Annotated in this window: 18 protein-coding genes; 3 read left to right on the plus strand and 15 right to left on the minus strand. The window is 26.1% G+C overall.

Going from position 1 to position 15979, the window contains the following annotated elements; genetic code table 11:
* A partial coding sequence (locus ACTG48_RS21395; protein ID WP_479918816.1) for a tyrosine-type recombinase/integrase occupies positions 1-1113 on the plus strand: 1113 nt, incomplete at its 5' end.
* A 147-nt stretch (positions 1114-1260) separates the two neighbouring features.
* Here the strand turns inward: ACTG48_RS21395 and ACTG48_RS21400 are convergent.
* A complete protein-coding gene (locus tag ACTG48_RS21400; RefSeq protein ID WP_479918817.1) occupies positions 1261-3027 on the minus strand; it encodes a P-loop NTPase fold protein in 1767 nt (588 codons plus the stop codon).
* Positions 3028-3292: 265 nt separating this feature from the next.
* On the opposite strand from ACTG48_RS21400, the gene ACTG48_RS21405 reads away from it, so the two are divergent.
* Complete coding sequence (locus tag ACTG48_RS21405; RefSeq protein ID WP_284182537.1) at positions 3293-3427, plus strand: hypothetical protein; 135 nt, start codon at positions 3293-3295, stop codon at positions 3425-3427.
* 110 nt (positions 3428-3537) lie between these two features.
* Here ACTG48_RS21405 and ACTG48_RS21410 read toward each other — a convergent pair whose 3' ends face one another.
* Positions 3538-3663 (minus strand): hypothetical protein, encoded by a 126-nt coding sequence (locus tag ACTG48_RS21410; protein WP_479918818.1) that lies wholly within the window; start codon positions 3661-3663, stop codon positions 3538-3540.
* Between the two features lie 340 nt (positions 3664-4003).
* The gene (locus tag ACTG48_RS21415; RefSeq protein WP_021383128.1) at positions 4004-4366 is read right to left on the minus strand and encodes a helix-turn-helix domain-containing protein; all 363 of its coding nucleotides are present in this window, start codon (positions 4364-4366) and stop codon (positions 4004-4006) included.
* 201 nt (positions 4367-4567) lie between these two features.
* On the opposite strand from ACTG48_RS21415, the gene ACTG48_RS21420 reads away from it, so the two are divergent.
* Positions 4568-4903, plus strand: a complete 336-nt coding sequence (locus tag ACTG48_RS21420) for a BlaI/MecI/CopY family transcriptional regulator (RefSeq protein WP_479918819.1) — start codon at positions 4568-4570, stop codon at positions 4901-4903.
* A gap of 188 nt (positions 4904-5091) precedes the next feature.
* Here the strand turns inward: ACTG48_RS21420 and ACTG48_RS21425 are convergent, their stop codons facing one another.
* From ACTG48_RS21425 to ACTG48_RS21480, 12 genes are all read right to left on the minus strand, one after another.
* Positions 5092-6030 (minus strand): tyrosine-type recombinase/integrase, encoded by a 939-nt coding sequence (locus tag ACTG48_RS21425; RefSeq protein WP_479918820.1) that lies wholly within the window; start codon positions 6028-6030, stop codon positions 5092-5094.
* A gap of 30 nt (positions 6031-6060) precedes the next feature.
* The gene (locus ACTG48_RS21430) at positions 6061-6372 is read right to left on the minus strand and encodes a hypothetical protein (RefSeq protein WP_479918821.1); all 312 of its coding nucleotides are present in this window, start codon (positions 6370-6372) and stop codon (positions 6061-6063) included.
* Complete coding sequence (locus ACTG48_RS21435; protein ID WP_167641148.1) at positions 6373-6624, minus strand: phage holin family protein; 252 nt, start codon at positions 6622-6624, stop codon at positions 6373-6375.
* Between the two features lie 11 nt (positions 6625-6635).
* Positions 6636-7253 (minus strand): glucosaminidase domain-containing protein, encoded by a 618-nt coding sequence (locus ACTG48_RS21440; RefSeq protein ID WP_479918822.1) that lies wholly within the window; start codon positions 7251-7253, stop codon positions 6636-6638.
* 12 nt (positions 7254-7265) lie between these two features.
* Entirely contained in the window at positions 7266-8078 is an 813-nt protein-coding gene (locus ACTG48_RS21445) for an N-acetylmuramoyl-L-alanine amidase (protein WP_479918823.1), read from the minus strand.
* A 73-nt stretch (positions 8079-8151) separates the two neighbouring features.
* Positions 8152-8322, minus strand: coding sequence for a hypothetical protein (locus ACTG48_RS21450; protein ID WP_167640758.1), 171 nt, complete (start codon positions 8320-8322; stop codon positions 8152-8154).
* 26 nt (positions 8323-8348) lie between these two features.
* The gene (locus tag ACTG48_RS21455; protein ID WP_479918824.1) at positions 8349-8684 is read right to left on the minus strand and encodes a hypothetical protein; all 336 of its coding nucleotides are present in this window, start codon (positions 8682-8684) and stop codon (positions 8349-8351) included.
* Positions 8685-8687: 3 nt separating this feature from the next.
* Positions 8688-10625, minus strand: coding sequence for a hypothetical protein (locus ACTG48_RS21460; protein ID WP_479918825.1), 1938 nt, complete (start codon positions 10623-10625; stop codon positions 8688-8690).
* 53 nt (positions 10626-10678) lie between these two features.
* Complete coding sequence (locus tag ACTG48_RS21465) at positions 10679-12901, minus strand: hypothetical protein (protein ID WP_479918826.1); 2223 nt, start codon at positions 12899-12901, stop codon at positions 10679-10681.
* Positions 12902-12973: 72 nt separating this feature from the next.
* Positions 12974-13111 carry an XkdX family protein gene (locus tag ACTG48_RS21470; RefSeq protein ID WP_479918827.1) on the minus strand — a complete coding sequence of 46 codons (138 nt, stop codon included), beginning with the start codon at positions 13109-13111 and terminating at the stop codon, positions 12974-12976.
* Entirely contained in the window at positions 13111-13443 is a 333-nt protein-coding gene (locus ACTG48_RS21475; protein ID WP_479918828.1) for a hypothetical protein, read from the minus strand. The genes ACTG48_RS21470 and ACTG48_RS21475 overlap by 1 nt, the downstream gene beginning before the upstream one ends.
* A gap of 17 nt (positions 13444-13460) precedes the next feature.
* Positions 13461-15653 carry a WD40 repeat domain-containing protein gene (locus ACTG48_RS21480; RefSeq protein ID WP_479918829.1) on the minus strand — a complete coding sequence of 731 codons (2193 nt, stop codon included), beginning with the start codon at positions 15651-15653 and terminating at the stop codon, positions 13461-13463.
* Between the last annotated feature and the right edge of the window lie 326 nt (positions 15654-15979).

The following is a 15979-nucleotide window of genomic DNA, read 5'->3' on the forward strand; positions in this document are numbered from 1 at the left end:
ATGAACGCTTTTATAAGGAAAAGAAATAAAAATTATGTAGTGTACCTAGAATTTAGAGATGATGAATCAGGAAAAAGAAAACAAAAGAATATGGGAGCATTTGATAAAAAAAGAGATGCTAACAAACGATTGGCCGAAGTTAAGGATAGTATATATAAAGATAGCTTTCTTATTCCAAATGAAATAACACTATCTGATTTTTTATTAGATTTTCTTGAGAAGTACAAAGATAATGTATCGGCTTCCACATACAATGGTTATATGGCCATTTGTAAAAATCATATTAATCCTTCCATTGGGAGATATCGTCTACAAGAGTTAAGAAATATTCATATACAAAATTATATAGATGATTTAGCTGGTAATTTAAATCCTCAAACGATAAAAGTTCATATAAATGTGTTAAGACTTGCAATAAAGAGAGCCTATAGAATTAAGTTAATAAAAGAAAATATTATAGATGGTATAGAAAGTCCTAGAATTAAAAAATTTAAAAATGAAATTTATGATAAAGAACAGATGCTAAAATTATTAGAAGTAGCTAAAAATACCAACATGGAACTGCCCATCAGTTTGGCTACAGGGCTAGGCTTGAGACTTTCAGAAGTCTTAGGATTGACTTGGGATAGTATTGATTTTGAAGAAAATACAATAACAGTAAGTAAGATAACTAGTAGATTAGATGGTTCTGTTATACTTAAAGAGCCTAAGACTGAAAGCTCAATTAGAAAAATATTCGCACCAGTAGAGCTTATGAATTTACTAAAAGATTATAAATTAGAACAGAATAAGAAATTATTAAGAAGTATTATTAGAAATGAACATAACTTACTATTCTTTGATAGAAAAGGGAATCCAATTGCTGAAGATGTTATGAGTAAGAGATTTAGAAAGTTTTTAGAGAATAATAATTTACCACATATCAGATTCCATGACTTAAGACATTCACATGTTACTTTACTTATAAATTCTAAAGTACCTATAAAAGTTATATCTGAAAGGGTAGGACATTCAAATATTAATACTACTCTTAATGTATATTCTCATGTACTTAAAGAAATGGATAAAGAAGCCTCTGATAGAATATCTGAAAACTTATTCAAAGCTAATTAATAATAAAAATTAAAGGTATAAACATAAAGTAAATTTTTTATAAAGCCTTAAAATGGCATATAGAACGTCATTTTTTTGAATTTGGTTTTTATAAATACCATAACCCAATAAATATAATATATATTAATTAGGTTATGGTAAAAGTGTTTATTTTAGGAGTTCATACTTTTTATTTAAAAACTCTAATATCAATTTTATATTATATCTTTTTATATTGTCAAAATTATCTGTATTTATATTTTCTATATTATTTATTAATTTATTTAATGCTTCAGTAGTATTGCCAAAAAGTTCTTTTATATTATTATCAGAATAATATATTGATATAATAGCTTTTCTAAAACAAGTAAGATTATGATTGTCAGAGCTTTTAATTAAAAATATTATCTTTTCAATGTCTAGTTGCTCCATTATATGTGATGCTTCTTCTATATAATAATATTTTTCTTTATTAGTAATATAATTCAAGAAATCTTCTCCCCAATTAAATTCATCTGATAAACAGAGTCTAAGTTCTTCATTTAAATTTGTATGTTTATATTGAGAGAGATTATTTTGTATATCATTAAGAATATTCTTATATTTATCAAGTAAGTCTTTAGAATCTACATAAGGAAATGATTTGTTTAGATATATCTCTTTTCTTACTTTTAGTGCATTAGCTTTCATAACACTGAAGAATCTTTCTTCATAAGAATTATCAAAACCACAGTCAGTTAAATTTAATATATATCCAACAATTTTAGGATATAAGCTAATTGAATACTTATTTTCCTTTAAATTATTAAAAATTTCCTCTAAACCATCTTTTACAGTTGAATCCTCTAATTCCCACCAAGCGGAATATTTATTAAGTGGGTCATTTGTATCTTTCGCATTTTCAACTATATCATTGTAATAATCTTTGATAGTACTTTCCATATCTAATTTATCTAATATATTAGATATGATATATCCATCAATAAATTTAAATCCCATGATATAATCATTCAGATTTATTTTCTCACTCATACAAATGAACCCATAAGATAGCCCCTTTTCCCATTCAGTCTTATAGATTCCTTTTTTATAATAAATGCAAACTTTAAAGGTGTAATCTAAAATTGCGTCCATAACCGAATTGTATATTTCTTCTTTTATACTAAGCATTTTATTTAAAGTAATTACTTTGGAAATAAAAAATTGATATGTTCTTAAATTAATATGTTCTTTTTCTATTGCCAATTTATTAAAGTCTTGTACTTTACTTAATAAAATTTCTTTTAATTTACTGTCTTCAACATATAACTCAATTAATTGTTTTGTTGTAGATTCAATATCAGGAGTATACTTTATATTTGTTCCAATTAATTTTTCTTTTATTTTTTTATAAGATTCATTACTTTTGATTTCTTTTTCATTTGCAACAATTATAACTTTGACTCCATCATGTTCTACAAAATTATTTATATATCCAAGTACCTCATTGAGATTACAATTACATCTCTCTAAGTCATCAAAAATTAATATGTATTTGCTTAAGTCTAAAATTCCTTCAAACATATCTTTAAAATTTGATATGTCTATTCCTTTGTTTTTTAAAATATCAGCAGCTATTTTAATTCCTGATGTTAATATATTTTTGGTTGTTTTAGTAGATTCCGTATTAATACCTTTTGTCTTATCAAATACATTAATATATATATCATTAGAAATATCTTGATTAGATTTTACTCCATATAAAGATATATATACTACTTTTTTATCACTATAAGACTCTATTTCTTTTATTAAATTAGTTTTTATAAAATATGTTTTACCACTTCCCCAATCTCCATCAATTAGTATGGCGTGATTATAAATTGAGTTATTTATATATTCTTTTATTACTTTGATAATATCATTCTCTGCTAAATGATTTCTTTTATTGGACATTATTCCTCCTATGATAAACATTTTAATATCCTTATTATAACGTAAACAAAAAACATTCATAGAATGCTAAAGGTGATATAATAAAATTTAATATCTAAACTATATGTATATTGAAATAGTTATTTAACTAGAGCATATTTGAAATTCTATATTTCCAATATTTATGATATAATAAACATAGCAAGGAAGACATATTTGAAAACGCTATGAGTGGTGTTTCCATAAGGATTTCCTCCCTTTCTTCCAAGAAAGGAGGTGAAAAGTTATGGAAAATCTAATGATGAGTATTGTAGCCGGTGTTATAGCCAGTTACATTTATGATAAATTAAAAACCACTCGCAGCCGCAAAACTAAGAGTGGTTGGGAACTTAATATTAAGTTCCAAAAAAACAAACATTAATATCTAATTGTTAATGGAAACATCACTCAAAGTTAAGTAAAATATATTTCCTTGCTTTTATTATACCACAAATTAAAAATATTAAAACAAAATTTAATGTAAATAATATTTTAATCTATAGATTTTCTATTTTTAAAAAAACTAACTAAAAGTTGAAACATAACAAATCCAACTGTCGAACCTAAAGCATTTACAGGTATAGATGATATGTTAGCAAAATTATTTAAAGATGACATACCTAGCATTACTATAGAGACTATAGCTAAATAAGAATAACTAGAGAAATTGGTATTGAGATATTTATCTCTAATTCATGTTCTTTCATAATATCATTCCTTTCAACATTGTCATACTTAATCTTATTATATCATTAAATATAATAAATCGTAATGCATAAAATAACTTATTTTTAATTACCTAACATGAGAAAGAGTAGATATAATAGATTTTATATCGTATAAATACTATTCCTTAAATTCCAATTTAAAGACTAGTTAAAATTAGAATTTTAATATGTTTTCTATTTTTGAAACTGTAATATATAATCTTGATATACTTAACTAAAAAATCTGGGTTTTACATATCAAATCGATTTCTTATTTCTCTATCTTTACGCATAGCTTCTTTCATATACTTTAAAACATCAACAAGTATTCTAACTTCATACTCATCACAATCATTAAAAATTTCTTTAGCTTCTCCCTCAAATATAATTTTAGAATTTAATACATTATCACATAACAATTCATCTATCGTAACAGAAAGAGCATTAGCAATATTAACTAACACAGACAAACTTACCTTTGTTTTTCCAGTTTCGATATTGCTCATATGAGATGGGGTTATATCTATTTCCTCAGCAACAGATTCTTGAGTTATCCCATTTTTAATTCTTGCAATTTTGATTCTTTTTCCTAATGCTTTATAATCTACATCCATAATTATACTCTCCTTTCTGTTTTTTATATTGTAACCATTTGCAGAGTATAATATAATAATCTATATACATGAATAATTTATATAGGGCATTTAAGTCTAAAATAATTTTTGCAAATAAGATTGCTAATCTCATAAGAATTTGTCTGTAAGGGAATTAAAAATCTAATTGTTACTTATTTTGAATTAGAAAGGGTTGTTCATATGTTAATACAAAACATACCAAAAGCGGAATTGAAAGTTATGAAGTTTATTTGGCACATAAATGATATAGTAATATCTAAAGAAGTTATCAATGCTATGGAATTTGCATGGGACTGGAAGGCAACGACAACTCTAACACTTTTATCGCGACTAGTTAAAAAGAATTTTTTGGATGCAGAAAAAATAGAGAAATATACTCATTACACAATACTTATAACAGAAAGAGAATATAAAGCATTTGAAACCAAAAGATTTCTAGAAGAAGTACACTCTAATTCTATAGAAAGTTTTATTGGTTCTTTAGAATATTGTTTAATTATTAATGAAAAAACGTAACTTTAATAAAGTAAGATACTAATGAATAGAATTTTACAAACATAGAAAATTTGCATAAAAAGTCATTATGGACAAAAAAATAAAGCCCTCTAAAGAAAACTCAATTAAGAGTAATCCCTAGAGGTCTTATTATTATCTATTTCCTTTTTTCTTATCTTTACATGCCATAATATGACTTCTTTTTAATTTTATAGTCCTATTAAATCTTTAGATTTAGAAATTTTACATTTATCTTCTTTTATATATATCTTAGTTGTATCAGTGGATTCATGATTCAGGATAGTTGAGATATCTTCAAGTGGTAAGTTATTAGCTTTAGCTATAGTTGCAAAACTTCGTCTTAATGAGTGAGGTGCTAAATTATCTATATATATTAATTTACCAGCCTTCTTAGCCCAACTTCTTAATACATCTGATGTAGCTTTATGATATTCTCCACTATACCTAACTAAAAAAACATAATCATTTATTATATTTTCTTCTTCTCTCAGTTTTTTTAGTTTTAATAATAAATCTTTTACTTTATCACTAAAGTAAAAATCTACTATCTTTCCACCTTTTTCCTTGATATTCTCACATACTCTATTATCAAAGTCTATATTTTCCCAAGTCAGATTACTTGTAGCTGTAACTCTACCAGCAGTTGACAAAGCAAAATTTATATAAACTTCTAATTGCAAATCATCTTGTTTTGACAATTTATCTTGTAGTTCTTTAACTTGTTCTATATTTAAAAAATGCTTTTCTACAACAGGTAATCCTTTTTTAGGTCTTTCTATTAGTGATACTGGATTTTCTTTTACGATTCTTTTCCTTCTAAGATGGTCATATAGAGATGAAATGCCTGAGAATATTACTTTGATTCTATTAACATGATTATCTTCAATCCTAAATGAAATATACTCCATTATATCGTCTTCAGTACAATCTTCAATAAGTAAATCACACATTTCATCATGTAGATATCTAGACCATGTATTTAAATCACACCTATATACATAGATAGTTTTTTCGCTTAATCCAGCTATTTTCTTAGCTTGAAGAAATCCTTTTATTAATTTCTCATTATTTTTGTTTATATCTCCATCTATTTTAATTCTTTTACTTCTCTTTTCAAATGTTGTCAATATCTCACTTCCTTAAAAAGACTAGAAAAATTAATCTCTAGTCTTTAATCTATCTTTTATTTCTGTTATGTCTGTTTCAACTCTTTCAAGTCTACTATTATTAGTGTTTAATGCTTCTGCAAATTTATCTAATTTATCATCAAATTTATCTATTGTATTACCAAATAAAGTTCTTTGTTCCTTAATTTCTCTTGAAAAATAAACCCTTTCTTTTTTTCTATCATCTTGTTCCAGTTGTCTATTTTTTTCTAAATATCTGCCAAACCATAATATTACTATTGTTAATAGTATAGCTGTATATCCATATTGGCTTAATAATTCAATCATTTCTTTAGATAACATCTATTTTTCCTTTTTATTTTGTACTTGTATTTGACTTATGCCTATAGACGCTCCCCAGCATAAAATACCTTCAAAGATAGCTTCTATTGACAACTCATTCATAAATAAACAACTACTTATTATTGCTATAATCAATAATGTAAAAGGTATATATTTATTTTTAATATTTGATTCTTTTATAAAAGTCCCCAATATGTAAAGACCCCCTATTAGCATTATCAAATTCTGAGGTATAAACTGCATTATATCCATATAACTTCCTCCTATCCAAGAATGTCACTTAATTCTTTTACTTTAATTTTTACTTGCTCTAATTTCATATCATTATTTTCCATTTTCACTGAATTTATCTTATTGCATATATTTATTATGTTTTGACCATAGCCCATATCTGGACACCATTTACCAGATAAACTCTCAACTGTCTTAGCTTCTCCATGCAAATATGGAAAATGTCTAGGATCTAATGTAACTCCATTAACTTTGTATTCATTTTTACCAACTAATTCGTTATATTTTGGATAACTTTTAGCTCCAGCATATAGGGCTAGATGGTCTATAAATGCTGACACTCCATCTTCCCAACAACTAAATCTTGTATGAGCTGATGGGTCTAAATCTCCACCACCTTTATTCCCTTTGAGTCCACATACATTGCAATATGAAGGACTTAAAACTCTACTAAAATTAAAATATCCAGTTTCTACAAATGCTTGAGCAATTGCAATAACTGGATTTACACCTTTTTTCTCTGCTTCTTTGTATATTATTGGTACTATAGCCTTACATAAATAGTGTGGTGGATTAGAGTTATTATTTAATGTATCTAAATATGCAAAGACTTGTTCTAGTGTTGCTATCGGCTTATCTAATATATCCAATTTTAATACCTCCTACTTACCTATAAAATCTAATACTTTATGAAGTGTAGCCCATCTATCATCGCCTTGTAACTTAGTGAATCTTTCACTAGTCTTAATTTTGTCACTGGCTGAACCTATTACATAAAGGTTTTGACAATGACCAGGTATGTAATTTTTTAACTCACATACATAGACTTCATCAGATTTATAATTTATGGCCATTACATTGGATATAGCTTTATCAACTTCTCCTTCATAAACTATTGTATATTTCATTTTTTCCTCCTGCGTTCTATTTATAGATTTATTAAATATTCCTTCGGCAATATCTATGGCCATATCTTTAGCATTATAATTTTTAGTATCATCTGTATCTACAAAGCAACATTCAATTAAAAGTGATTTTGTTTTTGTTCTTCTTAAAAATGCTAGAGTTTTCTTTTCTTTGACACCTCTGTTTTTAAAAGCTTTATCCCCTTTAGCATGGTAAGTTTTTGTTATTTGTTCACAAATTCTTGAAGCTATTTCAACAGTTTCTTTGTCATTTAAGTTATAAACTAAAACTTCTACACCTCTACCTCCACCTGAGTTAAAATGAACACTTACATTTAAATCCGAGTTATATGAATTACATTTAGCTATAATTTTATTCAATATATCACTCTGAGAAGTTCCATCATTACAAGTACAATCATATACTTTATACTCTTTTTGAGTTAAAGATATTAGATATTTTAGTACATTTCTTGCCTCTGTAGATTCTTTTATATTACCTACTGCTCCAGAGCCGACCTTATAATCTGGATTATGACCTGCATGGATTGTTAATGTTTTTATGTTCAAAATCACCACTCCTTTCAATAAATAAAAAGGCTGAGATTAGTCAGCCCTCTAAATTTAAACATAAAAAAAGAACCTATATTGTTGGCTCTACTACTGTTCCTTCTTTATTTAATAAAGTCGTTAACTCTGTGTACTCACTTTCTTTTATCCTATTCATAGCATAAAATACATCCAACTTAGTTTGTAATTCCTCTTTAGTATCAAAGTTCTTTTGCTCAATCATTCTTTTTAAAATATTATACATATTCTTTCCTCCAAGTTTTTATAATTTTATAACACATTGTTTGTGTTAAGTTCTAACATAGCTATTCTATAAGCATTATCTATTAAAAGATTGTCTTGCTCCTTTTGATTTTCTATTAAAACTATGATTTTATTTGCATTTATTTCTTCAATTGATGGTTCTGAATTAGGTGGATTCTTTTGTAATTCTAGCCATTCGTTATAAGACTGTTCACCTGTCTTAATTAGCTCTCCTTCTTTGTTTATTAAAGGAGTCCATAATTGTCCATTACCTGTAATAAAAAAATTGTCAATTTCTATGTTGTCAATTTCTTCTTTTGAGAAATTATGCTCTTTTATTATTTTAAATTTCATTTTATTCATACTTTAGACCTCCAAATTTACAACAACACTAATTAAAATTCCTTTATTCGTAATATCATGACCTGGAGTTAACATTAGTATAGTATTATTTACACAAGCTATCCCTACAGTGTCAACTTGTTCACAAGAAGAATTCATAACTGGACAAGAATAGTTTTGTCTTGATATTCCTAAAGGTAATTTAATTATTGCTTCTTCTAAAACAGTAGATGATGTATTTTTTGTTATAATCATGTTTATAAATAAATACTTTTCTACCTTTGTAATAGTAGCTGATTGCCACACTTTATCCCATCCATTTATAAATTTAAAATCAATATTACTTTCAGTTTTAATTATTGATGTAATGTCTTTTAAATTCTCTCTAATAACTTCTATATGGCTACCTAAATTTTGTGTCCTTTCAAAACTAATATTTGGTATCGCAATGCCTGAGTTACAAATAAATTTAGTTTGATTATCATATTGCTCCAAATTTAGTAGACTAAGTTTAATTTCTCTTGGTGTTTCTAATTCATAAATTATTTTCAAAGGATTTTTCTTTAATTTTTCTTTAAAGTCAGCAATGTTAAAAGGAGATATTGAAGTATCTACTATATCTATTACACCTATTCCATTTTCTGTTGATATAGATAATGCTGATTCAGTTTGAACATTATATATATAGTCTACATGAGATTGCTTGTATAAGTTAGTTACAAACTTAGACATATCTAATCTTAATACAGATATGTCTAAATTTAATCTAAACTCATACATTCCATGAACTTCTATCCAATTTTCATTACCATTAAAAACTATTTCTTCACATCTTTGTATTAGTTTATATGAACCATTTTTGTAGACTATTTCATCTCTTATTCCATTTGGTAAGCTTCTTAATGTATAAGGAATTTTCTTTTTATCATATTTATTTCCTTTAGTTATAATTGTTTTATTACCATCATCATGCAAATCTTTTATTATAGTAACTCTTAGATACTTTGCATTTTTAGGGCTTCTAGCAACATAAAAGATATCTTTATCTCCTATTATTCTTTCATTTAATGGTGTTGGAATAAAACTTTTATTTATATCATACCAACAAATATTTCTACTACAATTATAAAAAGTATACTCTGTATTTGCTTCTATTTCTATATAGTCTAATGTATATTTATGATTACTAGCATCAGAAATAAGTTCCTCTCCATTAAGATATTGTAAAATATAATTATCTTTAAAATTGGCATTCTTATTAAAGATATTAATTCCACTATATGGATAACTTAAAAGTTCTATTTTATCTCTTTGTCCAACACTTAACAGTTCATTAGAGTAATCTATATTAACATCTGTATAATCTCCTTCTAATATGGTAATTTTTAAACTTACTTCATAACCAGATGTAAGTGTATCATTATCTAGAACACTTCTTAAGACAATATTACAATCACTTAAGTCTGATATTGTTGTAAATTTATATCTGAATTTACCAATTACTCCTCCTAGTATAGCTATATTTGTCAGGTTAGGAATAAATACGGAATTTTCTTCACCTAAACTATGAATATATATTCCACTTGTACTAGGTAAGGTGTTTTTATCAACATCAACTATTATTGTATATACAGTATTTGGTTTATATAAAGTATAATTGATTGTAAAAAAATTAGAATATCTTATATCATTTTCTGTTAGTATATTTATTTTTCCATCTAAGAAAGTTGATTTCCATAAAGAAAAATCTGAATTAGTTTTTCCCCATAAATTAATTAGTGTCTTACCATGTATATTAAAATTAGTCAAATATCCCTTCTTACTGTTTTCTATAGTACATTCTCCTGTATCTGTCGCATAAGGAATATTAGGTATTTCTTTTAAATTTTCTATATCTTCAAGCCTTTTATTTGTATCAACTGGTAAATTTAATATTTTTCGTCTAGCTTCTTCATTTAGCAAATTATATTCTCCTTTCCTATTAAATTAAAAAAGAAATTCTTAAGATCTCCCTTTTAGTCTAATATATAGCTTCCATTAAAAATTATCCTAGTACTATTTTTATTAACTATTGCTATTTTTATATATCCCTCTGGTCTTATTTCCAAAGAGCCTAAACTCTCCCCACTATCAAATATTTGTATTGGTGCAATCTTACTTGGTGTAAACTCTTTAGGTAAATAAACAATTATTGTACCTGCTGTAAATAGACCATCTTTAATTACAGAAGAAATTTGAACAATATTGCCTATTTTACTTAACATTAACCCTTGATGTATATCATATGCTTTTTTCCATCCATTTAACAACTTATCAGATAATTCTATGGTTTTACTATAAGTATATATATTTTCTAAAGTGTTAATTTTACTTTTTAAAATTTCTATATTGTTACCAAAATTTTGAGTTACTTCAAAACTTACTTTTGGTATTATACTTCCTGTAGATAACAAAAATTTTGTTTTACCTTTAAAATTTTGCATACTTAAATTCACAAGTTCAATCTCCTGTGGTTTTTCTAATGGACATATAACTGTAATATTATTACTTTTTAACCAAGTTTTAAATGTCTCTAAACTATCAGCTTTTGTCTTAGCTATTCTTATCATTGTTTCATATCCTGCATTTCCACCATTTGAGATACATTCGTAGTCGCAATTTGCAAGAATATTTGCTGACACAGGCTTGAATTTATCTGAATTTAATATGCATGTGTCTTCATTAGAATTTATTATTCCTTTAGAAGTTGCAAATACTATTGTATTTGTTTTTTCTATATTTGTGTGGATTCCCCAATTTTCATTTCCATTTAAAGTAATTTCTTCACATTTTTGTATTAATCTATAGCTATTTTCGAAAACTATTTCATCTTTGATTGAATTAGATAAACTTCTTAATGCATAAGGTATTATCTTCTTATCATATTTATATTTTTCATATCCCTTAATTTCACCAATATTAAGCATAACTTTTATATCTGGAGAATATCCAATTGAATTAGTACCAATAAAAAAATTTATGTATTTAGTGTTTTCACTAGCAATAAAAGAGAAAGCATTTGTAATAGCTGTGCTTTTTATACATTTTTTATTTTCATCGTACTCAAATATTTTCCCTGTTGCATCTAAATCATAGTTAATTGAATATTTTTCATTTCCATCTACCATTATAAAATTCTTGTTAGAAGTAGCACTATTATCAGCATAAAAACTTCCATCATCTATATAGCTACCATTTCTAAATTCACCATTAAATAAGTTTCCATCACTTTTATAAGATAAAAGCTCTGTATTATCTCCTTGGCCAACACTTTGTAACCCTTCAAAATAAAAAATATCTTCACTAGTATAATCTCCTTCTAAAATCATTACAGACTTAGTAAACTCTTGTTTATCTGCATCAGTTTCTCCCCATCCTTTTATACTATGAGCAATACAAAGACAATTAGTATCAGTTATATCTATGTCTATAGTGTATAAAGTTCTACTATTAGGATTCATCTGAAACTTAATTGTATTGTCATGGAAATAATATATCTCTTTATTACTTAAATTAATAAAAGTGTATTGCTTTTCTTTTTCAATGTACTTGAATGGATTTAAATATCGTAAACCTTCTGTTGCAGTTATATTATTTGGATTAGCTAAGTTAACCAATGTTTTTCCTTCTATATTGAAATTAGTTAGATAACCTTTTTGGCTACTTTCTATTGTATATTCCCCTGTATCAGTAGTACATCTTATATTGTCAACTTTCTTGAGGTTTTCTATATCATCAATTTTATTTTTTAAAACTTTCAATAATGCTTCTATCTTTATAGAGGAATAAGTTGTTGCTTCAGTACTTCTATTATCATCAATAGTTGCTGAAATCATATTTGTTGCTGAATTTCCATTTATAACTATACATTCTAGTTCATTGTTTGATTCATTAAAAATTTTTATACTATTATCATCTAAAATTTGATATGAACAAAATACATTATTATTAGTAGTTTTATCTATTAAATTTATAAGTACTTTTTTAGTTACAAGATTATGTTCAATTATAGTTGTATATGCATTTTCTTCTAGTGTCCAATCACTTGTTGAAATATCTTTAGATACAGCTACATTAGTGCCATTTTGTATTACTTTCTCTAAATCTTCTTTACTTGCTTTCTTACTAAGTTCTAGATTAATGTTATCTTGCTCTTTATCCAATTTATTAATATTTTTTACTACATATTCATTTAACAATCCATCACCTACTTTTTTATTTAGAGGACTACATTTATATGTAGCCCTCAGTTTCTTTCAATAAAAAAAGAACTATGCCATATAGTTCTCACTTATTATTTCTTTATATTCCTTCGCTGTTATCTTTTCTTTAAGTACTGCATTTTTAACCATTTCTTTAGTCCACATGTTATTATTATAATAGTATTTTATTTTTTCAAATCCTAACATTATATTAATCCTCCCATCATTAGTGCATAGTTTATATTAGAATTTTCTAATTCTAATTCTTTGACTTTCTTTAGAGCTTCTTGTTCTGGTGTCAATGGTATTTCTACATACTCATATGTAATCTCTTTTGTTGCCTTATCTACATACATAATAGATGCAAACCCTTCCTTATGTTCAGCTTCAATTAATGTATCAATTAGAACACCATTCAATTCCAATTCTTGAGCTGATTTTCCTAAGCCATTAACTTTATCAAATGGCATATTATGTATTAAATTCACTTTATAAATGTTACCTTCCTTATGTTCCAATCCTGTTAAGTATTTTTGCATTCTATTTCCTCCTAAAATTAGTTATAATAAGCTACTTTTTGTAATACATGTGTATTTTTCAATTTACTTATAGTATTAAGATTATAAGTTATAACAATATTATTAGATGAATCTAATAATATTGATTTAATTGACTTAGTAAAAGATGTTGATTTCCATATCTCAACACCATTATGGGCTATTTTTCTTATTGTACTATCAGATCCTCCACTATAAATATTAAACTCTGAATCTACACATACAGAGTTTACAGAATCAGTGTGACCTGAAAACTTCCATATCTCAACACCATTAGAAGATATTTTTCTTATTGTTTTATCATTACTAGCACTATATACATTATATTTAGAATCTACACACACTGAATTTACAGAATCAGTATGCCCTATAAATTTCCATATTTCAACACCATCAGAAGATATTTTTCTTACTGTTTTATCATTGCTAGCACTATACACATTATCATGTAAATCAACTGTAACTACAGTAATATGATCAGTATGTCCTGTAAATGTCCAGAGTGACTTCATGAATGTATCGTCTCTTTCTAATGATGTTTTTATAATAGTATTATCATAACTACCACTTATTAAATTATTACTATTATCAATTGCTAGACTAATAATGATATCTGAATGTAAAGGCAATTCATTAGAAACAACATCAGGATCAGATAAAAACATTAGATTGCTGATGCCTCCACAGTACACTAAACCGTCATTATTAGTACATACTGAATATATACCTAAACTAAATAAAAAATTATATTTCCAGATAAGATCACCTGAAGGTGATGTTTTAATTACTGATCTATCAAATCCATCACAATTTATTATATTATCATTGAAATCTATACATGTCGACATGATTATGTCAACATCAAGATTAGTTGTCCATATATTATCAGGATAAGGAAATACTTCTTCTACAAGAGTTCTTAATTTAGTTACCTTATGTATCTCGCTTTGGTTATCTTTTGTAACTAAAATACCTAAATTTTGTTGAAATTTTCTTATAGTATTATCATATCCACCACTGTAAACATTACTATTAGAGTCTATAGAAATACATTTGACATAATCAGTATGACCCTCAAACTCCCATATTTTTGTGCCAATTGAAGATATTTTCCTTATAATTTTATCTCTGCCTCCAATATAGGCTGAGCCTTCAGAATCTGTATTGACTGTAAATATATTGCTAGTATTTTCATTATATTTCCATATCTCAGTTCCATTTGAAGATATTTTTCTTATAGATTTATCATAACTACCACTATAAATATTACTATCTAAATCTACACATACTGAATACACTGAACTTGTATGACCTGTAAATTTCCATATTTCTATACCGTTAGAAGATATCTTTCTTACAGTATTATCATAACTACCACTATAAATATTGTTATCTAAATCTGTACATACAGAAAAGACATAACTTGTATGACCTGTGAACTTCCATATCTCAGCACTACTGGAAGATATTTTTCTTATTGTATAGTCATCGCTGGCACTATAGACATTTCCATTTAAATCTACGCATACACCTTTAACATACCCTGTATGGCCAGTAAATTTCCATATTTCTATACCACTTTGAGATATTTTTCTTACTGTGTAATCATCACTGGCACTATAGATATTATTTTGTTTATCAACACATATGGATTCTACTGATAGTGTATGGCCTGTGAACGTCCATATCTCAGTACCACTTGAAGATATTTTTCTTATTGTTCTATCATGACTACAACTAATTATAGTATTATTTAGATCTACACATACTGAATATACTCCACCTGTATGGCCTGTAAATTCCCAAACTTCTTCAACATCATCAGGCATATTTGGCATTTGTTTTATACTACTAATATTACTTGCCATAGTTTGAAATGTATCACTACTATTAGTTGGTACTTTTTTGTCAGTAATAGCAGTAGCGATTAATTCTTTCCCATTACTGACAGATTGAAAAAGCTCATCTAGTGCTCCCTCTACATTGTTACTTGTAAAATTATTAGCAACATCCTCTATAGTTATTTTATTAGCTGTATTTTCTATGGTATCTACTAAATTTTTTATTTTTTTTGATGAATATGTTGTAGTCTCAGATTCTTCTGCATCATTAATAGTTGTTTTTTTATTAAGTTGTGAATTAGTGTCGCTAGGTACATTTTTTAATTTCTTTACCACATCTTCATTTAACAAAATTTATCACCTTCTTTTTTTATTTAAAAGACTACATTTATGTATAGTCCTTAGTTTCTTTCAATAAAAAAAGAACTATATAATATAGTTCTTACTAAGTCTTTCTTGATTACGACAATATATCTTAGCTTTCTATATAATTTCCGTTCTTATAAACTTTCCCATTTAGATTCAACAATCAAATCTAAATAATCCTTAAATTTATTTTGTATTTACTTTATAGGATTACTAACAGAGGATTGATATTTTTTATGTATTTTAAAAGGTATCAATAAATTCATTTATATTACATCCATATTTTTCAAACATATAAATAATGTAAAATG

It is taken from the genome of Clostridioides sp. LIBA-6822, from assembly GCF_056688955.1.